This is a genomic window from Allobosea sp. 47.2.35, assembly GCF_024655635.1.
In the GTDB taxonomy this organism is placed as follows: domain Bacteria; phylum Pseudomonadota; class Alphaproteobacteria; order Rhizobiales; family Beijerinckiaceae; genus Allobosea.
Map to the genome: position 1 here is coordinate 23,710 of NZ_JANLGI010000014.1, position 21,924 is coordinate 45,633.

Genomic DNA, 21,924 nt, shown 5'->3' on the forward strand with positions numbered 1-21,924 from the left:
GATAGCGCCTTGGCGGCAATGCACAAGCCGCTGCGGCGAATAGGCCGCATGAGGGAACCCGGTTTCGTGCGCGGCTGGAGCGTGGCTCAGGCCGTCTTGCGGAAGATGCGCAGGGTCTTGAAGCCCTCGACCTCCTCGACCGGCATCGCCTTCATCCAGTCCGGGATCAGGCGCTCGGCCACGTCATAGGCGTAGGAGCCCTTGTAGAACAGGATATAGCCGCCCTTGTCGGTCTGCGCGGTGAAGAGGTCGATCACCTCGCGGTCGGTCAAGGCGCCATAGGCGTCGTTGGCCTCGCCGCGGAATTCGCCGGTATGGAACATCGTCACGATATCGAAGCGCGGCAGCAGGCGGGCATTGCTGGTGTAGATGTCGCCGAAATAGGCGCTGTAGGTCTTGGTGACGTTGGGATTGTCGGTCGCGAGCTTGATGAAGGACTCGTATTCCTGCGGCGAGGCGGTGATGCCCAGCACCGTGCTGTCGAGATGCGGCTCGGCGCAGCGCAGGCCGACATAGTGATGCCCGCCGGTGCCGAAATGATAGATGCGCTTGCCGCTGAGCTTCTCCTGCTCCAGCCATTCGACGAAATGCACGTCGCAGGGGCATTGCTCGATCTCGAGGCCCCAGAACGCATCCCAGATATTCATCTTCACGGTGTTTCTCCTCTTTGAACGGGTTTTCGGATGGCGATCCCGGTCAGCGGGCTTCGCTGATCGCGGCGATGCGAGGCTCGGCGAAGCCTTCGCGCTCGATGATCTCGGCAACACCCCTGATCCGGCGCAGCACGATCCGGTGGCTGGCACTTTCCACCAGGCCCGGACTCTGCCCGAAGGCGACGATGATTGCGCGCGGCAAAGCGGCGCGCAGCTCGGTCAGGGCATCCAGCGCCGCATCGGTCTCGAGCGCGCTCGTCGCTTCGTCGAGCAGGACGATTGCGGGGTCGGCCAGCTCGGTCCGGGCCAGCGCGAGCCGCTGCCGCTCGGCCCGGGTCAGGCTCCGGTTCCAGTCTTCCTCGCTATCGAGGCGCGAGGTCAGGGTCGATAGCCCGTACCGGCGCAAGACGGCGGCGATCTCCGGCGCCGGGCGCGGCCGGTCGCCCTGGAGAAGATGACGCAGGCCGATCCCCGGCAATTGCAGATGCTGGGGCACGGTCGCGACGCGGGCGCCGCGCGGCAGCACGATCGCACCCTCGCCCTGCTGCCAGAGCCCGGCGATGGCCTGCATCAGGGCGTTCTTGGCGAAGCCGGCATCGCCGGTGACATGCAGTACCGCGCCGGCCGGCAGGACGAAGCTGACGCCTGCCGCGAGCGCGTGGCCGGCGCCGTCATGCAGCGTCACCGCCTCCAGCCGCAGGCTGTCATGCGGGCCGTCCTCGACGGTGAGGCCCTGTGCCGGCGGTTCCTGCTCGACCTCTTCCAGAGCATCGGCGAGCTCGTTGACGCGCCTTGCGGCGGCGAGCCATTCGGCGATGCGCATGAAATTGTCGAAGAGCCAGTTGCAGGCGTTCTGCACGGCGACGAAGGCGGCGGCGACCTGCACGACCCCGCCCAGCGTCATCTCGCCGGCGAGGTATTTCGGGGCCGCCAGCAGGAGCGGCACGACCGGCACCAGCGCGCTGCTGCCATTGGTGATCCAGGTCAGGCGCGCCCGCTGCGTGATCACGGAAAGCCAGCGCAGCACGAGCACGCCATGGCTCTGCGCCACGGCCTGGCGTTCGCCGGATTCGGTGCGGGCGAGCGCGATCGCCTCGCCATGGTCGCGGATGCGCATCAGCGCGAAGCGTAGGCCGGCCTCGCTCTCCGTGCGCTGGGCGATGAGCCCGGCAAGCCGCCGTCCCACGGCTGTCACCAGCAGCGTCACGATGACGGCATAGAGGATCGCGGCGAGGACGAGATAGGCGGGGATCGTGATCTCGCTCCCGCCCCAGCTCAGGTCCAGGCTGCCGCCGATCTCCCAGAGGATCTCGATGAACATCACGATGGTGATGACCGAGGAGAGCAGGCCCATCGCGAAATCGACGATCGGCTCCGTCGCCCAGCGGACATCGTCGGCGATCCGGTATTCCGGGTTGGCCGGCTCCTTGCCGGAGAGGCTGAGCCGGAAGAAGCGCCGGTCGCCGACCCAGCCATCGACCAGCTTGGCAGTGAGCCAGCGCCGCCAGTGAACCTGGAAGGTCTCGCGCGATTTCAGGATGAGGACGCCGAGCCCGGCGACCACCAGCACGATCACCGGGAACACCGCCATGGCGACGAGGGCGCTGTGCCCGTCCTTGCGCTCCAGCGCGTCGAAGAACCAGCCGTTCCAGCGGTTGACGGTGACATTGGCGAAGACGGTGAGGATGACGCCGGCCGCCAGCAGCAGCGTCCAGAGCCAAGCGCAGCGCGCGGTCTCGCCGCGCCAGAAATCACGGGTCAAACGCGCGAATCGCAGCGCGACCTGGCGATCTCCAGGCACGTCCGATCTCGCGCCTGTCGTCTCGTCGGGCGTCAGCACGGTTGCGATTAGTCCCCCAGGGCCGGTTTTCCGGTCTCCTCTGGCTCAAACCTGATTGGGCGAAAATGAACTCGACATGAACGGAGCGGGCGGCCCGCTCCGGAACAGCGCCGAGGCACCCGGCGTTCTCGGCTCATATCCGTGCAGGGAGGTGCGTCATGCCGCGTGGAGACAAATCCGCTTATACCGACAAGCAGAAGCGCAAGGCCGAGCATATCGAGGAGAGCTACGAGGAGCGCGGCGTCCCGCATGAGGAAGCCGAGCGCCGGGCCTGGGCGACCGTCAACAAGGATAGCGGCGGCGGCAACAAGTCCGGCTCCGGCCGGGGCAAGCCCGACACGAACGCCTCGGCCAGGCGCGGCGGCAAGCTCGGCGGCGAGGCATCTGCCGCGCGACCGAAGGCCGAGCGCTCCGCCTCGGCGAAGAAGGCCGCCGCGACGCGCAGGAGGAACGCGTCCTGATGCGCTTCGTCATGGTCGGGCCTGTCCCGACCATCCACGTCTTCCTTTGTCGAGGACGGTGTTCAAGACGTGGATGCCCGCCACAAGGGCGAGCATGACGAGTGTGTGCAGGCGTGTTCCGACTTAGCCGCCGATATTGAAGGCGGCCAGCGCGGCCATGTTGACGATGTCGGAATCCTTCGCGCCAAGCGGTACGATCTGGATCGGCTTGTCGAGGCCGACGATCAGCGGGCCGATCACGGTCGCGCCGCCGAGTTCCTGCAGCAGCTTGGTCGAGATCGAGGCCGAGTGGAAGGCCGGCATCACCAGCACGTTCGCCGGCCCGGACAGGCGGCAGAACGGATACTGGCTCATCACCTCGCGGTTGAGCGCGACATCCGCGGCCATCTCGCCATCATACTCGAAATCGACGCGCTGGTTGTCGAGCAGCGCCACTGCCTCGCGCACCTTCTCCGAGCGCTCGCCGGCCGGATGGCCGAAGCTGGAGAAGGCCAGCATTGCGACACGCGGCTCGTAGCCGAGCCTGCGGCCGACGCCGGCGGCCTCGATCGCGATCTCCGAGAGTTGCCGCGCCGTCGGCATCTCGGTGATCGCGGTGTCCGCGACCAGCACGGTGCGGTCACGCGAGATCACGATCGAGACGCCGATCACGCGGTGCCCCGGCTTCTCGTCGATGACGCGGCGGACCTCCTCCAGCGCGATCGAGTAGTTGCGGGTGACGCCGGTCACCATCGCATCGGCATCGCCCAGCGCCACCATCGCCGCGGCGAAATGGTTGCGGTCCTGGTTGATCAGGCGCTGGCAGTCGCGGAACAGATAGCCCTGCCGCTGCAGACGCTCGTAGAGATATTGCGCATAGGCGCTGTTGCGGTGGGAGAGGCGGGCGTTCTGGACCGAGATGCCCTTGGCCTCGAGATCGACGCCGAGGAAGGTCGCGGCCTCCGAGATGCGGTCCTCGCGGCCGACGAGGATGGCCTGGCCGAGCCCCTGCGCCACGAAGGAAGCGGCGGCGCGGATGACCTGTTCCTCCTCGCCCTCGGCGAAGACGACGCGCTTCGGATAGCGCCGGACGCGCTCGAAGATGCGGTTGAGCGTACCGGCGATCGGGTCGCGCCGCGCCGAGAGCTGCGCCTTGTAGGCGGCGGTATCGACGATCGGCTTGCCGGCGACGCCGCTATCCATCGCCGCCTTGGCCACCGCCATCGGCACGACATGGATCAGGCGCGGATCGAACGGCACCGGGATGATGTAGTCCTTGCCGTAGCGTGGCCGCGAACCCTGATAGGCGGCGGCGACCTCATCCGGCACGTCCTCGCGCGCCAGCATCGCCAGCGACTCGGCTGCCGCGATCTTCATCTCCATGTTGATCGTGGTGGCGCGCACGTCGAGCGCGCCGCGGAAGATGAAGGGGAAGCCCAGGACGTTGTTGACCTGGTTGGGATAGTCCGAGCGGCCGGTCGCCATGATCGCGTCGTCGCGGATGGCGTGGACCTCCTCCGGTGTGATCTCCGGATCGGGATTGGCCATGGCGAAGATGATCGGGTTCGGCGCCATCGAGGCGACCATCTCCGGCGTCACCGCGCCCTTCTGCGACAGGCCGAAGAAGGCGTCTGCCCCGTCCAGCGCCTGGGCCAGCGTGCGCCGGTCGGTGACCGCCGCATGGGCCGATTTCCACTGGTTCATACCCTCGGTGCGGCCCTGGTAGATCACGCCCTTGGTGTCGCAGAGGATGACGTTGTCGGGCTTGAAGCCCATCGCCTTGAGCAGTTCGATGCAGGCGATGGCCGCCGCGCCCGCGCCGTTGATGACCAGCTTGGTCGACTTGATGTCGCGCCCGGTCAGGTCGAGCGCATTGATCAGGCCGGCGGCGGCGATGATCGCGGTGCCGTGCTGGTCGTCATGGAAAACGGGGATGTCCATCAATTCGCGCAGGCGCTGCTCGATGATGAAGCACTCCGGCGCCTTGATGTCCTCGAGATTGATGCCGCCGAAGGACGGGCCGAGATAGCGCACGGCCTCGATGAACTTGTCCGGGTCCTCGGTATCGACCTCGAGGTCGATCGAGTCGACATCGGCGAAGCGCTTGAACAGGACCGACTTGCCTTCCATCACCGGCTTCGAGGCGAGCGCGCCGAGATTGCCGAGGCCGAGGATGGCGGTGCCGTTGGTGATCACGGCGACGAGGTTCGAGCGCGTCGTGTAGTCATAGGCGCGCGACGGGTCCTCCGCGATCGCCAGGACGGGAACGGCGACGCCGGGCGAATAAGCCAGCGAGAGGTCGCGCTGCGTCGCCATCGGCTTGGTCGGCACCACCTCCAGCTTGCCGGGCCGTCCCTGCGAATGGAACAGCAGGGCCTCCTGGTCGGTGAAGGTCGGGCGGGCGCGCTTGGTCGTTGGACGGTCGTTCATCGAAGCGTCTTTTCTTGTGCGTTTCCTCGAGGGGTACCGACCATAAGGCGGCGGCGCCCGAGATCACAAGCGGCGAGTGCTTCACAAAACTCTTGACAGAGCGGAGAGGTATCGCGGGCGCTCAGGCCCGCGAGGCGCTGCGCACGCTGCGCACGAAATCTGTGACATAGCGGTCGAGCGCCTCGGCCTGCTCGTCCACCTTGCGGGCGGCGTCCGCGACCTGTATAGCCGCATCGCCGGTGACACGCGCCTCGGCGCCGACGGCCCCGACATTGACGGTGACGGCATCGGCGCTCAGCGAGACGGCCTGCGCATCGGCGGCGATGGTCGAGGCGATCCCGGCCTGGCGGCTGACGACATCGGCGATCGCGCCCGAGGTCTGCTCGATCGTCGTCATCGTCCCTTCGATATGGGCGACGGCCTCGAAGGCGGTCGCGGCGGCGCCGCGGATATCGGCCAGCGTCTCGGCGATATCGCGGGTCGCCTTCTGGGTCTGCTCGGCCAGCGTCTTCACCTCGCCCGCCACCACGGCGAAGCCGCGGCCGGCCGCACCGGCACGGGCGGCCTCGATCGTCGCGTTGAGGGCGAGCAGGTTGGTGCGTGCCGCGATCTCCTCGATGAAGTCGAGCACGGCGCGGACCTTGTCGGCGGCCTCCGTCAGCCCGGCGACGTCGCTGCGCGTGCTGCGGACATAGGATGCGGCGGCGCGGACGGTGTCGTCGGCATGGCTGGTCTGGCGGGTGAGCTCGCGGATCGAGGCCTCGATCTCCTCTGCCGCGACCGCGACGCTGCTGATGCGGCGCGAGGCGCTGTCGGCCTCATGCGTCACGCTTTCGGCGCGCAGCGTCGTCTTGTTGGCGTTCTCGACCATCTGGCCGGCGGCTGCATGCATGCCGTGCAGCGAGGCGCCGACATCGCCGAGCGCCTTGCCGACGGTGCGTTCGAGATCGCTCGCGAGCGCGTCGAGGGTCGTCTTGCGCAATGTCTCGATCTCGCCGCGGCGGGTTTCCAAGGTCTTCTCGGCGGTGATGTCGAGCAGGATGCCGTCCCAGACCAGCGTTCCGTCGCGCAGGCGCCGCTTGGTCGATTCGCTGCGCAGCCAGACGATGCCGCCATCGGGCGCGTGATAGCGTCCCTCGAAGCGCCAGAAAGTCTCGGTCTCCTGCTGATCGCGGCGTTGCTGCTCGAAGCGAGCCCGGTCCTCGGTCAGGAGCTTGCCGAGCCAGACCTCCGGATCGCGCTCGACCTCTTCCTTGGTGATCCCCAGCAGCTTGTCGATGGCGAAGGAGGCGAACTGGTAGGTCATCGTGCCGTCCGGCCGCACCAGCCGCTGGTAGAGCGTACCGGGCGCGCGGTCGATCAGCGTACGCAGCCGATAGGCCGTCTCACGCCTCTCGCTGTCGTTGATGACGATGATGCCGGTGAGGAAGATGCCGATCGTCCCGACCAAGATCATCACCGGCACGGCCTCGCGCAGGAAGCGTTCGCCGGCCGCGCCGGGAATGAAGCCGACCGAGGCGATCAGGATGATGGCGTCGATGGCGCTGAGCGCCGCGAGGTCGCGGATGCCGAGCGGCCGCCGGCGGCGCGCCAGCCAGAACGCATAGGCGATGCCGATCAGCGCGCGGGCGAGAATGCCCGTGATGCCCGTCACCATGCCGACGCCGCCACCGAGATAGCGCATCGCGACGAGCGGTGCGGCGGTCAGGACGGAGGCAAGCGGTCCGCCGATCGGTCCGGCGAGGATCGCGAAGCTGTTGCGGGAATCGACGACAAGGCCCGGCTGGAGCACGAAGGGGTTGCCCATACTGACCAGCGCGCCCGCAGCGAACAGGATGCCGACGATGACCTGACGCAGCCAGGCGCGGTCCCCAATCCGGGGCGTGGCGACGGTCAGCAGCAGCCCCGCTAGCAGCAGGAAGAACAGGCTCTGAGCGAGATTGATCAGCAGCAACATGGAAATCCCGGCCCGATTCGGCTTCGGCACAGTGCTTTGAATTGTTGAAAGCCGTCCTAACGGATGGCCTTGGCCGGACATTTTGCTAGCGTGCCGGCGCGATGCGCCAGAGCTCCTCTCCCGAATCCGCCCGTTCCGCCGTGCCGGCTGCCGCCGCAGATCGCGTCACGCCGATGATGGCGCAATACGTGGAGATCAAGGCCGCCAATCCCGACTGCCTGCTCTTTTACCGGATGGGCGATTTCTACGAGCTGTTCTTCCGGGACGCCGAGATCGCCTCGCGCACGCTCGGCATCGTCCTGACCAAGCGGGGCAAGCACCAGGGCGACGACATCCCGATGTGCGGCGTGCCGGTCGAGCGCGCCGACGACTACCTCCAGCGCCTGATCGCCGCCGGCCATCGCGTCGCCGTCTGCGAGCAGACCGAGGACCCGGCCGAAGCGAAGAAGCGCGGCAACAAGTCGGTGGTGAAGCGTGACGTCGTGCGCCTCGTCACCCCCGGCACCATCACCGAGGAACGCCTGCTCGAACCCGGCCGCGCCAGCCTGCTCGTCGCCGTTGCGCGCCGCAAGACCGGCGAAGCGGCCTCGCTCTACGGATTGGCTGCCATCGACATCTCGACCGGTCGCTTCACCGTGATGGAGACGCCGCAGGAGCGGCTCGGAATCGAGTTCTCGCGACTGGAACCGCGCGAGATCGTCTGCCCGGACGCGATCCACGACGATCCCGAGCTCAGGGAATTCTGGCGCGAGATCGCGGTGCCGGTGACGCCGCTGGCGCGCGACGGTCTCGATGCGGCCTCGGCCGAGCGGCGCCTGAAGGAGTTCTTCGGCGTCGCTACGCTCGATGCCTTCGGGGCCTTCACCCGGGCCGAGATCGCGGCGGCCGGTGCGGCGCTCGCCTATGTCGAGCGCACCCAGCTCGGCGCCCGCCCGCCGCTTTCGGCGCCGGTGCGCGATGCCGGCTCGGCGACGATGCTGATCGACGCCGCCACCCGCGCCAATCTCGAACTGACCCGCACGCTGGGCGGCGAGCGCCAGGGCAGCCTGCTCGCCACGATCGACCGCACGGTGACGCCGGGCGGCGCGCGCCTGCTGGCCGAGCGCCTCGCCGGCCCATTAACCGATCCTGCCGCCATCGCCGCGCGCCATGATGCGGTCGAATTGCTCGTCGCCGATGCCGGCCTGCGCGAGGACCTGCGCCTGGCCCTGGAGAAGGTGCCGGACGTCGCTCGCGCGCTGGCGCGGCTCTCGCTCGATCGTGGCGGTCCGCGCGATCTCGCGGCGCTCGGTGCCGGGCTCGACGCCGCCCGGGCCATCGCCGCTTTGCTTGTCCGGCGTGGCGAATTGCCCGTCGAACTCGCCCGCGCCATGCGGGCTCTCGGCGAAAGCGATCCTGACCTGCCCGTGCGCCTCAACGCGACGCTGGCCGACGAATTGCCGCTGAACCGCCGCGACGGCCGTTTCGTGCGCGAGGGATTCGACCCCGCGCTCGACGAATTGCGCCTGCTCCAGATCGACTCGCGCAAGGTCATCGCCCAGCTGCAGGCGCGCTACGCGGCAGAGACCAATTGCCGGACGCTGCGCATCAAGCACAACGCCATGCTCGGCTATTTCGTCGAGGTGCCGCAGGCGGCCGGCGAGGAATTCCTGCGCGACCCCTGGCGCGCGACCTTCGTGCATCGCCAGACCATGTCGGACGCGATGCGTTTCTCCTCGGTCGAACTCGGCGAACTCGAAGCCAAGATCGCTTCCGCCGCCGACCGGGCATTGAAGCTCGAACTCGCCATCTTCGCGGCTCTCAGCGAGGCCGTCCTCGCCCAGGCCGAGCCGATCAAGGCGGCCGCTTTGGCGCTGGCCGAGCTCGATGTTGCCGCGGCTTTGGCCGATCTCGCCGGCCGCGAGGGCTGGAGCCGCCCGCAGGTCGACGACGGCGCAGCCTTCACCATCGAGCGTGGCCGCCATCCCGTGGTCGAGGCGGCGCTGAAGCGCGATGGCAAACCCTTCGTGGCCAACGACACTGAACTGTCGCCGCCTGCGACCGAGGCCAAGGGCGGTCGCATCTGCCTGATCACCGGTCCGAACATGGCCGGTAAATCGACCTTCCTGCGCCAGAACGCGCTGATCGCGGTGCTCGCCCAGATAGGCTCCTTCGTGCCGGCGACCTCCGCGCATATCGGCATCGTCGATCGGCTGTTCTCGCGCGTCGGCGCCGCCGACGATCTCGCGCGCGGCCGCTCAACCTTCATGGTCGAGATGGTCGAGACCGCCGCAATCCTGAACCAGGCCGGCCCGCGCGCGCTCGTCATCCTCGACGAGATCGGCCGCGGCACCGCGACCTTCGACGGTCTCTCGATCGCCTGGGCCGCGATCGAGCATCTCCACGAGATCAACCGCTGCCGCAGTCTGTTCGCGACACATTATCACGAGCTCACCGCGCTCGGAGACCGGCTCGATCGCGTCGCCAACGCGACCGTCCGCGTCACCGAATGGAAGGGCGAGGTCGTCTTCCTGCACGAGGTCGTGCCGGGCGCCGCCGACCGCTCCTACGGCATCCAGGTCGCCAAGCTTGCCGGCCTGCCGCCGGCCGTGGTCGAGCGGGCGCGTGCCATCCTCGGCGAATTGGAGAAGACCGAGCGCGAGAAGCCGGTCGCCTCGCTGGTCGACGATCTCCCGCTCTTCGCCGTGCCGCAGCGTCGGCCCGCGCCGGTTGTCGTCGAAGGCGAGCCGGATGGCCTGCGCGAGGCGCTCGCCGGGATCGATCCGGACGAGATGACCCCGCGCGAGGCGCTGGAAGCGCTCTACCGCCTGAAGGGATTGGGTTGAGCTAGCCCAGCCGCCTGATGCTGGTGATCTCGCCAAAACTCTTGGCGCGGATGCGGTCGCGCGCCTCGCGCAGCGGCTCGCGATAGACGCTCATCACATGCCCGCTGGCATGCAGCAGCGTCGTGGCGTCGGTCAGGATGCCGACATGGCCCTTCCAGAAGACGAGATCGCCGCGCTGGAGCCCCGACAAATCCTCGCGCAGTTCAACCGGCAGGCCGAGCGTCGCTTCCATCATGTCGGAATCGCGCGGCGCCGCGATGCCTGCCGCTGCCAGGCTAAGCTGCGTCAGCCCCGAGCAGTCGAGCCCGAGGCTGGTCTTGCCGCCCCAGAGATAGGGCACGCCGACGAAGCGCTCGGCAACAGCGACGAAATCCGGCTCATGCTGGTCGATTGGCGCGAGATGGGCGGCGAAGACATGGCCGCCATCGGCAAGCACCGCGAAATCGCCCTTGCTCTCGACCACGGCGACATTGGCACCGAGCGAGAGCGCGGTCAGCGGCGGCAATTTGATTGAGGGGCCGGGATAGACGAAGGTCCGCAAACCCGCGACGCGGTGCGTTGGTGCGGGCTGGTCCTGCCTCAAGGCATCATCGGGAATGTAGCCGACATAGCCGTCACGGGCGAGCTGCGCCCAGGCCCAGCCTTCCTCGCGCTCATAGACCTGCACCAGCTCACCGGCGAGCGCTTCGGTGTCGAGCGGAGCGTCCGGGCGCGGCTCGCGCCGCACCGGGGCGGAGTCTGCGACGATCCGCATCGGCTGCGGGTCGGCGAAGCGTGAGGCCTCGACCTGGCCCGTCAGCGCGCGCGCTGCGAGGTCGGGGCGGAAGGCATGGATGCGGCGGTCGAGAATCGCGATCATGGCGGCAATCTAGCTTGGCGGGAGGTGTTCCGGGAGAGGCCTCAGCTGCCGCCGATTTCCTTGGCATGCTCGGTCACGAGATCGGCCAATCGCTCGACGGCGAGCGCTCCCGCGACAGTGCGCTGGATCACGACATTGCGGCGGTCGGCCTCGTCGCGCTTGCGCGTCAGGAGGCCGAGCTTGCCCAGCGTGTCGAGCGCGCGTGTGATCACAGGCTTGGTCACGCCGAGCTGCCTGGCGAGGCCGCGCACCGTATGCGGCGGGAGCTCGAGATAGACCGTCAGCAGGATCGCGGTCTGGCGCGCCGAAAGATCGGCATCGTGGTCCCGAACCAGATCGAGATGGACTTGCCGCCACAGCTTGAGTGCCTGCGAAGGCCTGATCTCCAGGGGCATAAAGACACGGGTCCCGATCGTTACGGACCCGTATCATTATCGCGGTGGCGCCGGCGTGCAATCGCGTTCGCCGATCAGCCTTAACCGCGTGGGTAGAGCTGCTTCACCAGCGCATGGATCAGCCGCGCGCCCTGGCATTCGCCGCCTTCCGGCCGCCCCGGCTTGGCCGAGGGGTTCCAAGCGTAGATGTCGAAATGCGCGTAGGCCTTCGTCTTCTCGACGAAACGATTCAGGAACAGGGCCGCCGTGACCGAGCCGGCCATGCCACCGCCGGAGATGTGGTTGACGTCGGCGATCTTGGACTCGAGCAGCCCGTCATAAGGTGGCCAGAGCGGCAGCCGCCAGACCGGATCGTTCACGGCCATGCCGAGCCGCGCGATCGCGGCCGCAAGGCCTTCGTCATGCGTGTAGAAGGGCGGCAATTCCGGCCCGAGGGCGGTGCGGGCGGCCCCGGTCAGCGTCGCGAAATCGACCAGCAACTCCGGCGCCTCCTCGTCGGCCAGTGCCAGCGCGTCACCGAGGATCAGGCGACCCTCGGCATCAGTGTTGCCGATCTCGACAGAAAGGCCCTTGCGGCTGGCCAGCACGTCTCCGGGGCGGAAGGCATTGCCGGACACGGCGTTCTCGACGGCAGGGACGAGCAGGCGCAACCGTACCGGCAGCTTGGCCAGCATGATCATCCGCGCAGCCGCGATCGCTGCAGCCGCGCCGCCCATGTCCTTCTTCATCAGCAGCATCGAGGCGTCGGGCTTGAGGTTGAGCCCGCCGGTATCGAAGGCGACGCCCTTGCCGACCAGCGTGACCTTGGGATGGGCGGGATCGCCCCAGACGAGGTCGACCAGCCGCGGTGCGCGCGTCGAGGCGCGGCCGACCGCGTGGATCATCGGGAAATTGCGGGCGATCAGGTCGTCGCCGACGATGCTGGTGACGGTCGCGCCGCATTCGGTGGCGAGTCCGCGGATCGCCGCCTCGATCTCGCCGGGGCCTAGCTCGTTGGCTGGCGTATTGACGAGGTCGCGCGCCAGCATCGCGGATTCGGCGATCAGGCTGATCTCTTCGCCATCGACGCCGTCGGGGATGACCAGCCGGGCGCGTGCCGGGCTTGGCTTGCGGTAGCGATCGAAGCGGTAGCCCTGCAGCAGCCAGCTCAGCGTCGCCAGGGCGGGATCGCCGATCTCGCCCGAGAGCGTGTAGTCGCCGGCCGGCAGCAGCGCGGCAAGGCGTCCGGCCGCGAAGGGATCGGGCCGGCGCCCGGCGGCGTCGATGCCGAGCAGGACCGTTGCCAGGGCTCCTTGCGGGTCCGGCAACAGGCAGTGCTGGCCGGGGCGTCCGGCGAAACCCTGTGCCAGGGCGAAACTGCGGTTGGCCGAGGTGAGATTGTTCTGAAGGGCGGGCCATGTGCCGGCCGAAACGGCATGAACGGGAATGGCTGCGGCGGAGGAAGAGGTCAGGAGGCTGTGCACGGAGCGATGTTTCGATTTCGGGCAGGAGCGTCAGGAAGGCGATTAAGAATGCATTAGGGTTAACGCTTTATCACCGGATCGACCAGTCGAACCCATCCAGACGACCCGTTTTCGGGAGGCGATCCGGCCCATGCCTTCAGCCCGGCCCCATTCTTCAGTCCGCGAGCCCGTGCGGGCGTCCCGCCTTGGTCTTGGCTTCGCCGTCTGCCTTGCGGCGCTCGCTTTGGCCGGCTGCCAGGGACGCGGCGGCCCGGGCGACATTACCGGCTCGATCGGCCGCAGCAGCCAGGCGAGCCAGCCGCGCACGGCTTCGGACTGGCAGGCCGACCGTGAAACCTGGGCCAAGCGCTACGACGCCAATCCCAAGGACCGCGACGCCGCCTTCTACTACGCGCGGGCGCTGCGTGGCCTCGATCAGAATGCTCAGGCCCTGGCCGTGCTTCAGGGCGCGGTCCTCGCCCATCAGGACGATCGCGAGCTTCTCGGCGCCTATGGCCGCTCGCTTGCCGATAACGGGCGGCTGCGTGAGGCGGACGAGGTTTTGTCGCGAGCGCATTCTCCCGAGCGGCCCGACTGGCGGATCTTGTCGGCGCAAGGCACCGTCGCCGACCAGATGGGCGAGCATGCCCGCGCCCAGCAGATCTACCAGACGGCCCTGAGGCTGGCTCCGAACGAGCCGACGATCATGTCGAATTACGGGCTGTCGCTCGCCCTGTCGCGCAATCTGCCGGAGGCCGAGCGGGTGCTGGCCGAGGCCGTTGCCTCGGACAGGGCCGATGCGCGGGTCCGGCAGAATCTCGTCTTCGTCCTCGGCCTGCAAGGCCGCTTCGGCGAAGCCGAGACGCTGGCCCGTCGCGACCAGAGCCCCGCCGAGGCGGCGGCGACGATCGCCTATCTCAAGCGCAGCGTCAGCCAGCAGAACAGCTGGGAACTGCTGAAGGGCGGCAAGGGCCGGGGCCCGTCGCAGGCCAGGCAGCCGCTGGCGAACGGATCGGGCAGCGCGCCTGCCGCCGCGCCACCGGCCTGAGGGAAAGAAAAATCCGCCGAGCCACACTTTCGCGCCGGCATCCTGGACAATGAAAGAAGGCCGGAGCTTCGGGGCTCCGGCCTTTCTGATGTGTCCTGGCGGATATGCGCTGCGGTTCTCAAGCCGAGCGCCGGGCGGTTGAAGCCCTCACTCCCACTTGAAGACCTGCACCAGGGCGGGCGTCATGATGATCACGAACAGCACCGGCAGGAAGAACAGGATCATCGGCACGGTGAGCTTCGGCGGCAGCGCGGCGGCCTTCTTCTCGGCGGCCGACATGCGCTGGTCACGGCTTTCCTGCGCCAGAACGCGCAGGGCGGTGCCGAGCGGCGTGCCGTAGCGCTCTGCCTGGATCAGCGCCGTCGTCACCGATTTCACGCTTTCCAGGCCGGTGCGGAGCGCGAGGTTCTCATAGGCGATGCGGCGGTCGGTCAGATAGGACAGCTCTGCCGTGCACAGCGCGAACTCCTCCGCCAGCGGCACCGACTGGTTGCCGATCTCGCCCGCGACCTTGCGGAAGGCATGCTCGATCGACATGCCGGATTCGACGCAGATCAGCAGCAGGTCGAGCGCATCCGGAAAGGCCAGCCGCATCGAAGCTTGCCGCTTGCCCGCCTGGTTCGACAGGAAGATCTCGGGCGCCTTGATGCCGAGATAGGCGCCGGCGATGCCCATGCCGACCTTGACCGCGAAAGGCTGGCCGAAATCATTGATGACGAAGACGTAGAACAGCGTGAACAGGAACAGCCCGACAGGGGTAGCGAGACGGAAGAACAGGAAGGCGATCTCGGCCTGAGGGCCGCGATAGCCGGCCATGGCGAGCTGCTTCTTGGCGTTTTCGGTGCCGAGCCAGTCGCCGAGCTTGAAGCGTTCCACGATCCGCCGCATGTAGGCTTTCGGCTCCTGCCGCAGCGAGACCTTCTCGTTCTGCCGGCTCAACCTGTCGCGCTCGCGGGCACGGATCTTGTCGCGCTCCGTCGCGACGTTCTTCATGCGCTTCTGGAGATTGTTGCCTTCGGTCAGCGGGATGGCGATGGTCAGCACGGTCGCCGCCGCCGCGATCGCGGCCAGCAGCCCGAGAATGAACTGAGGATTGGTGACGCTGTTGACGATCTGGGAAATCATCGCTCGCCTCAGATGTCGAAGTTGATCATCTTGCGCATGATCAGCACGCCGATCAGCATCCAGATCCCGCCCGCGACCATCGCGAACTTGCCGGCCTGGCTGAGCCAGAGAATCTCGATGTATTTCGGCGTGGTGAGCCAAATCAGGACCGCGACGATCGGCGGCAGCGAGCCGATGATGGCCGCGGAGGCCTTGGCCTCCATCGACACGGCCTGGATCTTGTCGCGCATCTTGCGCCGCTCGCGCAGCACGCGCGACAGGTTCCCGAGCGTCTCGGAGAGGTTGCCGCCGGTCTTCTGCTGGATGGAGATGACGATGCCGAAGAAATTCGCCTCGGCGCAGGGCATCCGCTCGAAGAGCTTGGTGGTGGCTTCCGCCAGCGGCAGTCCCAGCGCCTGCCCCTCGATGATCAACCTGAACTCGGTCTTCACCGGCTCCACGGCCTCGTTGGCGATGATGCGCAGGCAGTCATTCACCGGCAGGCCGGCCTTGATGCCGCGCACGATCACGTCGAGCGCGTTCGGGAACTCGATGCCGAATTTCTTCAGCCTCCGGTTCTTGCAGCGCTTGAGATACCAGGCGGGCATGCCGAAACCGCCGATGAAGAGGCCGGCGAGCGCCAGGATCCAGTTCCCGCTCACGATCCAGAGCGTGAGCCCGAGGGCGATCGCCAGCCCGGCGCTGATCACGTAGTATTTCTTGGGCGTCCAGGAGAGGCCGGCCTGACCGATGCGCTGCTCGAGCGACACCTTGTTGCGCGCGCTCTCGCGGTTCTCGATGTCCTTGAGGCTCTGTGCGATCTGGCCGCGCTTGTTGCGCGCCTGCGCCTCCCGGTCGATGCCGCGGGCCGTGCTCGGGCCGGCGAATTCCTTGCGCCGCTTCTCGGCACGCTTCTCGCCGCTGAGTGTCGGATAAAGCAGTGCGTAGACCACGCCGCCGACGGCGAGCATGGCCAGGAGCGCGACCGCGAGCGTGCTCGTGTTCATGGCTGGAGCTCCGGTGAAGCCTCGCGCTCACATGGCATTGCTGACGCCTGCCTCCTCGAGCTGGTCGAGGGCGGCGGCAAGGCGCTGTTCCTCGCCGAAATAGCGCGCGCGCTCCCAGAAGCGCGGGCGCCCGACTCCGGTGGCGCGATGCCGGCCGATGAGCTTGCCGGCGGCGTCCTCGCCGATGATGTCGTAGATCATCAGGTCCTGCGTCGTGATCACCTCGCCTTCCATGCCCATCACTTCGGTGATGTGGGTGATGCGGCGCGAGCCGTCGCGCAGGCGCTGGGCCTGGATGATGACGTCGACCGAGGAACACAGCATTTCGCGCAAGGTCTTCGAAGGCAGCGAGAAGCCGCCCATCGTGATCATCGATTCGACGCGGCTCAGGCACTCGCGCGGCGAGTTGGCGTGCAGCGTGCCCATCGAGCCGTCATGGCCCGTGTTCATCGCCTGGAGCAGGTCGAAGGCTTCCGGTCCGCGCACCTCGCCGACGATGATGCGCTCGGGACGCATGCGCAGGCAGTTCTTGACGAGGTCTCGCATCGTCACCGCGCCCGTGCCTTCCAGGTTGGGCGGGCGGGTTTCGAGGCGCACCACATGCGGCTGCTGGAGCTGGAGCTCGGCGGCGTCCTCGCAGGTGATGACGCGCTCGTCATGGTCGATATAGTTGGTCAGGCAGTTCAGCAGCGTCGTCTTGCCCGAGCCCGTGCCGCCCGAGATGACGATGTTGCAGCGGACGCGGCCGATGATCTTCAGAAGTTCGGCGCCCGGCGGCGAGATCGCCCCGAACTTGACGAGCTGGTCGAGTGTCAGCTTGTCCTTCTTGAACTTGCGGATGGTCAGCGCCGGGCCGTCGATCGCCAACGGCGGTGCGATCACGTTGACGCGCGAGCCGTCGGCGAGGCGTGCGTCGCAGATCGGCGAGCTCTCGTCGACGCGGCGGCCGACCTGGCTGACGATGCGCTGGCAGATGTTCATCAGCTGCGCGTTGTCGCGGAAGCGGATGTTGGTGAGCTGGATCTTGCCGGCGGTTTCGATGAAGGTCCGGCCGGCACCGTTGACCATGATGTCGGCGATATCGTCGCGCGCCAGCAGGGGTTCGAGCGGCCCGTAGCCCAGCACGTCGTTGCAGATGTCGTCGAGCAGTTCCTCCTGCTCGGCGATCGAGAGCACGACGTTCTTCAGCGAGATGATCTCGTTGATGATGTCGCGGATTTCCTCACGCGCCGATTCGGAGTCGAGCTTCGCGAGCTGCGACAGATCGATGGCCTCGATCAGCGCCCCGAAGATCATGCTCTTCATCTGGTAGTAGTCTTCGGAGCGCGCGGCCGTCTCGGCGACCTGCGCGACCTTGCGCTCCTCCACGGCCGCCGGCGCGGGCTCGGGCTTGCGCGGCGCGGCTTGTGCGACCGCGGGCGTCCTTGCGTTCAGGTTGGGCGCGGTACCTGCGCCTGCGGATCGCTTGCCGAACATCTCAACACTCTCCCGCCCGCTCCGGGCCGGTCTCTCGCCTGGCGTCCGGGCGTCGCCCCGTCATCGTTCGTCTCCGCCGGTCACGAGGCCTTGCGGCGCTTCAGCTTCGCGACGAACGGTTCAAGCAGGCTGCGCCGGCTCCGCTTGGCTTCGCCACGTCCGGTCAGGGCGCTGGCGATCTGGGTGAAGGCTTCGGTCGCCTTGCTGCCGGCCTGCACCTCGGCGATCATCTGGCCGTTATTGGCGGCCGTGCCGAAGAGCTGGGCGTCGAAGGGGACCGTGCTGAGCACGTCGATGCCGAGCGCCTTGGCGAACTCGGCCGCGCTGATCTCGGGCCGCTTCGGCACGCCGACGCGGTTGAGGACGAGCCGCGCGACCCCGTCGTTCGGCCGCGTCGCGCGCGACAGGTCGACCAGGTTCTTGGCGTTGCGCAGCGAGGCGAGTTCGGGCTCGGCGACGATGACGATTTCGTCGGCGCCGAGCACCGTCCGCTTCACCCAGGCATTCCACTGGTGCGGCACGTCGAGGATGATGCACGGCACGCTGGCGCGCAGCAGCTCGAGGAGCTGCTCGAGCGCGTCCTCGTCGAGATCGACCGTCCGGTCGAGGATCGCCGGGGCAGCCAGCAGCGCGAGGTTGTCGCTGCAGCGCGACAGGAGCCTGTCCAGCAGGTTGGAATCGAGGCGTTCCGGCGCGAACACCGCTTCCGCGATGCCTTGCGGCGGATCCTGGTTGAAGTTGAGGCCGGCCGTGCCGAAGGCGATGTCGAGATCGACGATCACGGTCGAGGCATCGAGATTGCGCGCGATCGCCCAGGAGACGTTATGCGCGACCGTCGAGGCGCCGACGCCGCCCTTGGCGCCCATGACCGCGATCACGCGCCCGAGATTGCGGGCCTCCGGGGCGATATAGAGCTCCGAGAGCGTGCGCAGGACGTCGAGAGGCTCCAGCGGCGCGATGAGATATTCGCTGACGCCGCGGCGGATCAGGTCGCGATAGAGCTGGACGTCGTTGACATGGCCGATCACGACCACCTTGGTGCCGGCGTCGCAGCTTTCGGACAGGGCTTCGAGATGCGCCACCAGCGTCGCCGGATCGGCCACAGCCTCGAGCACGATGATGTTCGGCGTCGGCGCTGCCCGGAAGGCTTCGACGGCAGCGGCGGGGCCGCCCATCTGGATGCGGGCATGGGCCTTGTCCATGCGCCGGTCGGCGACGGCAGCCTGCATGGTCGCGGCGACGGCCGGCGTTTCGCAGAAAGCCTGCAGCGTGATGCGCGGCAGGGGCGCAATGGTCTCGTCGCTTGGCAGCTCGCTGGTCGGGCTCTCGTGGGAATCAGCCTGCATCAGTTGCTGCCTCCGACCGAAGCGTTGATCTGCGGCGTCGCCTGCCGGTACTGGGTCGAGGGGTCGCGGCCCTCGCGGATCTTGGCGATGGCGCCCATGCGCTTGACCATGTCGGGACGGCCCTCGTCGCGCGACCGGACGAGATCGATCGGGTCGGCAACCTGGGCCGCCAGCGTCGCCTGCGAGGAGCAGCCCAGATTCCAGTATGGGGCGTTCGAGGTCGAGAACCGGAAGTCGGAGGTGCCCAGATCGGTTGGCCATTGTCCGCAGGCGTGCGGGACGCTCGCCTGAAGCGAGGCGAAGGTCAGGCGGATCGGCGAGGCGAGACCGGGATCCTGGACCGGATAGCTGCGCACGCTGAGGATGCTGGGCGAGACGCCGCCGCGCGACAGCGCCGTCCGGATGCCGTGCAGCGTGCCTTGGGTGGCATGATCGCGGCGCGCCCCGGTCGGGACCTCCGCCACGAGGCCGCCTTTGCCGGAACGGCGGAATTCGCGGGCAAAGCTCGCGACATCCTCGGCCTGCCGCGCGTCGAGCGTGCTGCCGCTGCGCCCGACGAAGACGTCGAGCGAGCGCGGCGCGTCGCGGAGCACGATCGGGTGCCGCTCCCGGACGTCTTCCGGCCCGAAGGCAAGCGTGTCGGCCTCGACCGAGCGCTTGGCGCAGCCGCCGAGGACGGCGCCGAGCGCCAGCACGGCAACGATCAGGCGCGATCCTGTCAAGTCGATCCGGGAGGAAACCGTCATGGTCTGGCCATCCATCATCGTTGTCACCGGGCGCTCAGTCGGCGATGAAGCCGACGCGGCCCTTGTAGGCCTGGGGAACCGGGCCGCCGCCGCTGCCGTAGATCTTGTTGAGCCGCCCCAGCAGAATCGCCTGGGAGTCGTGCGCCTCGACGAAGCCGTCATCCGGCCTCTGGATCTGGTTCGGCTGCATCGGCTTGGCGATATAGGGCGTGACCATGATCATCAGCTCGGTTTCCTCGCGCTGATAGTCGCGCGAGCGGAACAGGGTGCCGATGATCGGCAGGTTCATCAGCCCTGGCAGTCCGTTGATCGACTGCCGCGAGACGCGCTGGATCAGGCCGGCCGTGGCCAGCGTCCCGCCCGAGGGCAATTCGACCGTGGTGTCGGACTTGCGAACGCGGAAGGCGGGCGTGTTGAGCGCCTCCTCGTTGTTGCCGCTCATGCGCAGCTGGTTTTCGAAGTCGAGTTCCGTGACCTCGGTGGCGATGCGCATGCTGATCTTGGTGTCGGACATCACGATCGGCGTGAAGTTGAGGGCGACGCCGATCGGCTTGTACTCGATCTGGACCTGGCAGGTGCGGCGGTTGAACACATCGTAGGAGCAGCTCTGCCCCTTCGGGACCGGCACTTCGCCGCCGGCGGTGAACTTCGCGCTCTCACCCGAGATGGCGGTGACCGTGGGCTCCGCCAGAACGCGCGCCATTCCGGCGCGCTCAAGCGCCCGCAGCGTGAAGTTCTGGGTGTTGCCGAGGCCGGCGCCGATGGCCGAGGCGGAGAGAGCCTGCGGCGACAGCGAGAACGGGTTGTCGACGGTCGGGGTGATCGAGAATTTGCCGAGCTTCCATTCGCCGGTCGAGTTGATGCCGAGCTGCTTGATCGCCTTGCGCGAGATTTCCGACACCGTGACCTTCACCATCACCTGGTCGCGATCGCGCAGCGTCAGCGAGTTGATCACCGTCCCGGTCCGCCAGGAGGAGGCGCCGCCGACGAAGGCCTTGGCGATGTCGACCGCCTGGGTCGCTTCCGAGGCGTTCGGCACCGTCCCGACGAGCAGGATCGAATCGCCCGCCGGCTTGATGTCGATCTGCGAGTTCGGCAGGGCCGTGCGCAGCGTCTGCCTGAGCACGTTGAGGTCGCGTCCGACATTGATGTCGAGCGCGGTGATCTGCTGGCCGTCGCCATCCATCACGAACATGGAGGTCGAGCCGTCGGCGATACCGATGATGAAGAGCTTGCGCGCCGTCCGGACCACCGCGTTGGCGACCTTCGGATTGGCGACGAACACCTCCTTGGCGTCGCGGGGTAATTCCACGATCAGCGAGCGGCCGATCGAGAGGTCGAGTCTGCGCGAGATCGCGTTCTCGCTCGATCCCACATTGAGGACGGGGGCCGGGCCGCTTCCGGTTGTCTGGGCTCCGGCGCTGCCGGCGGCCAGGATGAGCGCGAGAGCCGTCGCGATGCGGAGAGAAGATCTGATCATGGCTTCACGCTCTTCGAGGTGACACCGTAGCGCACGAGGGTCATGGAGTTTTCGGCCTGGCCTGGCGGCGTCGTTTCGCCGGCATCCTTGAGGCTGCGCAGGGCCAGGGAGAGCGTGCCCGTCTTCTGGGCCTGGGCGACGATCTCGACCTGTCCGGGATCGATCTCGAGCGTGGCGGTCTCGCCGACCACGACCTTCTCGCCGTTGCGCTCCTGGACGTTCTGCCCGATGGCGAGCACGCGGATGTTGCGCAGGATCACTTCGCTGGCATAGCCTTCGCTGCCGCTGGACCCCTCGCTGCGGATCGTGGAAACGACGTCGACGCGGTCATTGGGAAGGATGAAGCCGCCGGCGGTGTTGGCGCCGCGGCTGTCGGTGCTGATGGCGACGGCGCGCTTGCCGGACGGGAGAACGGCCGAAAGGAAACCGGTTCCGTCGGTCTTGATCAGTTTCTCGCGCCGGATCGGCTCGGCGCCGAGGGTGGCGTAGCGCGCGACCTGCCCGATGATCTCCTGTTCGGCCTCGGGCGTTTCGTCCTTCCGGATGATGCCGTTCGGCACGCTGGCCAGCGGCCAGTCGAGCCAGCGCAGGTCATTGGCCGTCACCGTGTTGCCGACGGGGATGTCGGTTGCGGCGACCAGGACCGGCACCGTTGGCGCGGCCTCGATCTTCGCGACGGGGGCAGGCTCCTTGGAAGGGCGCTGTGCCAGCAGCGCCGCGCCTAGCCCTGCCACGAGCGCGACCACGAGAATGATGATGCGTGCGGGACTCATGGACGAACGATCCTCGGCCAAGTGTGATTGGCTCTCGTCCCGGATCGTCGTTCGGAAACGTCAACTTATGGTTAATCGGTCGTATATTTTTTGAAGGCTGCTG

General features: G+C 67.7%; 17 protein-coding genes. 3 read left to right on the plus strand and 14 right to left on the minus strand.

The genetic code is table 11. The features are described 5' to 3' along the window. Nucleotides 1-86: 86 nt before the first annotated feature. Together NUV79_RS17175 and NUV79_RS17180 are read right to left on the minus strand one after the other, a co-directional pair. The gene (locus tag NUV79_RS17175) at nt 87-653 is read right to left on the minus strand and encodes a hypothetical protein (RefSeq protein WP_257734320.1); all 567 of its coding nucleotides are present in this window, start codon (nt 651-653) and stop codon (nt 87-89) included. A 43-nt stretch (nt 654-696) separates the two neighbouring features. Beyond that, a complete protein-coding gene (locus tag NUV79_RS17180; protein WP_257734321.1) occupies nt 697-2,454 on the minus strand; it encodes an ABC transporter ATP-binding protein/permease in 1,758 nt (585 codons plus the stop codon). Between the two features lie 197 nt (nt 2,455-2,651). Here NUV79_RS17180 and NUV79_RS17185 point away from each other — a divergent pair, with 197 nt between their 5' ends. Continuing rightward, nucleotides 2,652-2,954, plus strand: a complete 303-nt coding sequence (locus NUV79_RS17185; RefSeq protein ID WP_047578529.1) for a hypothetical protein — start codon at nt 2,652-2,654, stop codon at nt 2,952-2,954. 123 nt (nt 2,955-3,077) lie between these two features. On the opposite strand, the gene NUV79_RS17190 is transcribed toward NUV79_RS17185, so the two are convergent. Both NUV79_RS17190 and NUV79_RS17195 read right to left on the minus strand, forming a co-directional pair. Then, nucleotides 3,078-5,363, minus strand: a complete 2,286-nt coding sequence (locus NUV79_RS17190; RefSeq protein ID WP_257734322.1) for an NADP-dependent malic enzyme — start codon at nt 5,361-5,363, stop codon at nt 3,078-3,080. A 121-nt stretch (nt 5,364-5,484) separates the two neighbouring features. Continuing rightward, on the minus strand, nt 5,485-7,320 hold the full coding sequence (locus tag NUV79_RS17195; protein ID WP_257734324.1) for a methyl-accepting chemotaxis protein: 1,836 nt from the start codon (nt 7,318-7,320) through the stop codon (nt 5,485-5,487). A 101-nt stretch (nt 7,321-7,421) separates the two neighbouring features. On the opposite strand from NUV79_RS17195, the gene mutS reads away from it, so the two are divergent. Next, a complete protein-coding gene (gene mutS, locus NUV79_RS17200) occupies nt 7,422-10,145 on the plus strand; it encodes a DNA mismatch repair protein MutS (protein WP_257734325.1) in 2,724 nt (907 codons plus the stop codon). A gap of 1 nt (nt 10,146) precedes the next feature. Here mutS and NUV79_RS17205 read toward each other — a convergent pair whose 3' ends face one another. The 3 genes from NUV79_RS17205 to NUV79_RS17215 all read right to left on the minus strand — a co-directional run bounded on the left by NUV79_RS17205 (nt 10,147) and on the right by NUV79_RS17215 (nt 12,862). Next, the gene (locus NUV79_RS17205; RefSeq protein WP_257734326.1) at nt 10,147-11,004 is read right to left on the minus strand and encodes a C40 family peptidase; all 858 of its coding nucleotides are present in this window, start codon (nt 11,002-11,004) and stop codon (nt 10,147-10,149) included. Nucleotides 11,005-11,045: 41 nt separating this feature from the next. After that, entirely contained in the window at nt 11,046-11,399 is a 354-nt protein-coding gene (locus tag NUV79_RS17210; protein WP_257734327.1) for a MarR family winged helix-turn-helix transcriptional regulator, read from the minus strand. Nucleotides 11,400-11,479: 80 nt separating this feature from the next. Next, nucleotides 11,480-12,862 carry a leucyl aminopeptidase family protein gene (locus NUV79_RS17215; RefSeq protein WP_257734328.1) on the minus strand — a complete coding sequence of 461 codons (1,383 nt, stop codon included), beginning with the start codon at nt 12,860-12,862 and terminating at the stop codon, nt 11,480-11,482. A gap of 169 nt (nt 12,863-13,031) precedes the next feature. Here NUV79_RS17215 and NUV79_RS17220 point away from each other — a divergent pair, with 169 nt between their 5' ends. Next, nucleotides 13,032-13,889 carry a tetratricopeptide repeat protein gene (locus NUV79_RS17220; protein ID WP_257734329.1) on the plus strand — a complete coding sequence of 286 codons (858 nt, stop codon included), beginning with the start codon at nt 13,032-13,034 and terminating at the stop codon, nt 13,887-13,889. Nucleotides 13,890-14,036: 147 nt separating this feature from the next. Here NUV79_RS17220 and NUV79_RS17225 read toward each other — a convergent pair whose 3' ends face one another. The 7 genes from NUV79_RS17225 to cpaB all read right to left on the minus strand — a co-directional run bounded on the left by NUV79_RS17225 (nt 14,037) and on the right by cpaB (nt 21,821). Further along, complete coding sequence (locus tag NUV79_RS17225) at nt 14,037-15,014, minus strand: type II secretion system F family protein (protein WP_257734330.1); 978 nt, start codon at nt 15,012-15,014, stop codon at nt 14,037-14,039. 8 nt (nt 15,015-15,022) lie between these two features. After that, nucleotides 15,023-16,000, minus strand: coding sequence for a type II secretion system F family protein (locus NUV79_RS17230; protein WP_257734331.1), 978 nt, complete (start codon nt 15,998-16,000; stop codon nt 15,023-15,025). 27 nt (nt 16,001-16,027) lie between these two features. Continuing rightward, a complete protein-coding gene (locus tag NUV79_RS17235; RefSeq protein ID WP_257734332.1) occupies nt 16,028-17,476 on the minus strand; it encodes a TadA family conjugal transfer-associated ATPase in 1,449 nt (482 codons plus the stop codon). Between the two features lie 80 nt (nt 17,477-17,556). Continuing rightward, nucleotides 17,557-18,822 carry a CpaE/TadZ family protein gene (locus NUV79_RS17240; protein WP_257734333.1) on the minus strand — a complete coding sequence of 422 codons (1,266 nt, stop codon included), beginning with the start codon at nt 18,820-18,822 and terminating at the stop codon, nt 17,557-17,559. Beyond that, nucleotides 18,822-19,568 carry a CpaD family pilus assembly protein gene (locus tag NUV79_RS17245; protein WP_257734334.1) on the minus strand — a complete coding sequence of 249 codons (747 nt, stop codon included), beginning with the start codon at nt 19,566-19,568 and terminating at the stop codon, nt 18,822-18,824. Before NUV79_RS17245 ends, NUV79_RS17240 begins: the two co-directional genes overlap by 1 nt. A 34-nt stretch (nt 19,569-19,602) precedes the next feature. Next, on the minus strand, nt 19,603-21,048 hold the full coding sequence (locus tag NUV79_RS17250; protein ID WP_257734335.1) for a type II and III secretion system protein family protein: 1,446 nt from the start codon (nt 21,046-21,048) through the stop codon (nt 19,603-19,605). Beyond that, nucleotides 21,045-21,821 (minus strand): Flp pilus assembly protein CpaB, encoded by a 777-nt coding sequence (gene cpaB / locus NUV79_RS17255; protein ID WP_257734336.1) that lies wholly within the window; start codon nt 21,819-21,821, stop codon nt 21,045-21,047. Before cpaB ends, NUV79_RS17250 begins: the two co-directional genes overlap by 4 nt. Between the last annotated feature and the right edge of the window lie 103 nt (nt 21,822-21,924).

Excerpts from the sequence above, each read along its gene's own strand:
- cpaB (WP_257734336.1), bottom strand. The coding sequence starts at position 21,821 with ATGAGTCCCGCACGCATCATCATTCTCGTGGTCGCGCTCGTGGCAGGG.
- NUV79_RS17250 (WP_257734335.1), bottom strand. The coding sequence starts at position 21,048 with ATGATCAGATCTTCTCTCCGCATCGCGACGGCTCTCGCGCTCATCCTG.
- NUV79_RS17225 (WP_257734330.1), bottom strand. The coding sequence starts at position 15,014 with ATGATTTCCCAGATCGTCAACAGCGTCACCAATCCTCAGTTCATTCTC.
- NUV79_RS17185 (WP_047578529.1), top strand. The coding sequence starts at position 2,652 with ATGCCGCGTGGAGACAAATCCGCTTATACCGACAAGCAGAAGCGCAAG.
- NUV79_RS17190 (WP_257734322.1), bottom strand. The coding sequence starts at position 5,363 with ATGAACGACCGTCCAACGACCAAGCGCGCCCGCCCGACCTTCACCGAC.
- NUV79_RS17210 (WP_257734327.1), bottom strand. The coding sequence starts at position 11,399 with ATGCCCCTGGAGATCAGGCCTTCGCAGGCACTCAAGCTGTGGCGGCAA.
- mutS (WP_257734325.1), top strand. The coding sequence starts at position 7,422 with ATGCGCCAGAGCTCCTCTCCCGAATCCGCCCGTTCCGCCGTGCCGGCT.
- NUV79_RS17240 (WP_257734333.1), bottom strand. The coding sequence starts at position 18,822 with ATGCAGGCTGATTCCCACGAGAGCCCGACCAGCGAGCTGCCAAGCGAC.
- NUV79_RS17230 (WP_257734331.1), bottom strand. The coding sequence starts at position 16,000 with ATGAACACGAGCACGCTCGCGGTCGCGCTCCTGGCCATGCTCGCCGTC.
- NUV79_RS17245 (WP_257734334.1), bottom strand. The coding sequence starts at position 19,568 with ATGACGGTTTCCTCCCGGATCGACTTGACAGGATCGCGCCTGATCGTT.
- NUV79_RS17195 (WP_257734324.1), bottom strand. The coding sequence starts at position 7,320 with ATGTTGCTGCTGATCAATCTCGCTCAGAGCCTGTTCTTCCTGCTGCTA.
- NUV79_RS17235 (WP_257734332.1), bottom strand. The coding sequence starts at position 17,476 with ATGTTCGGCAAGCGATCCGCAGGCGCAGGTACCGCGCCCAACCTGAAC.
- NUV79_RS17205 (WP_257734326.1), bottom strand. The coding sequence starts at position 11,004 with ATGATCGCGATTCTCGACCGCCGCATCCATGCCTTCCGCCCCGACCTC.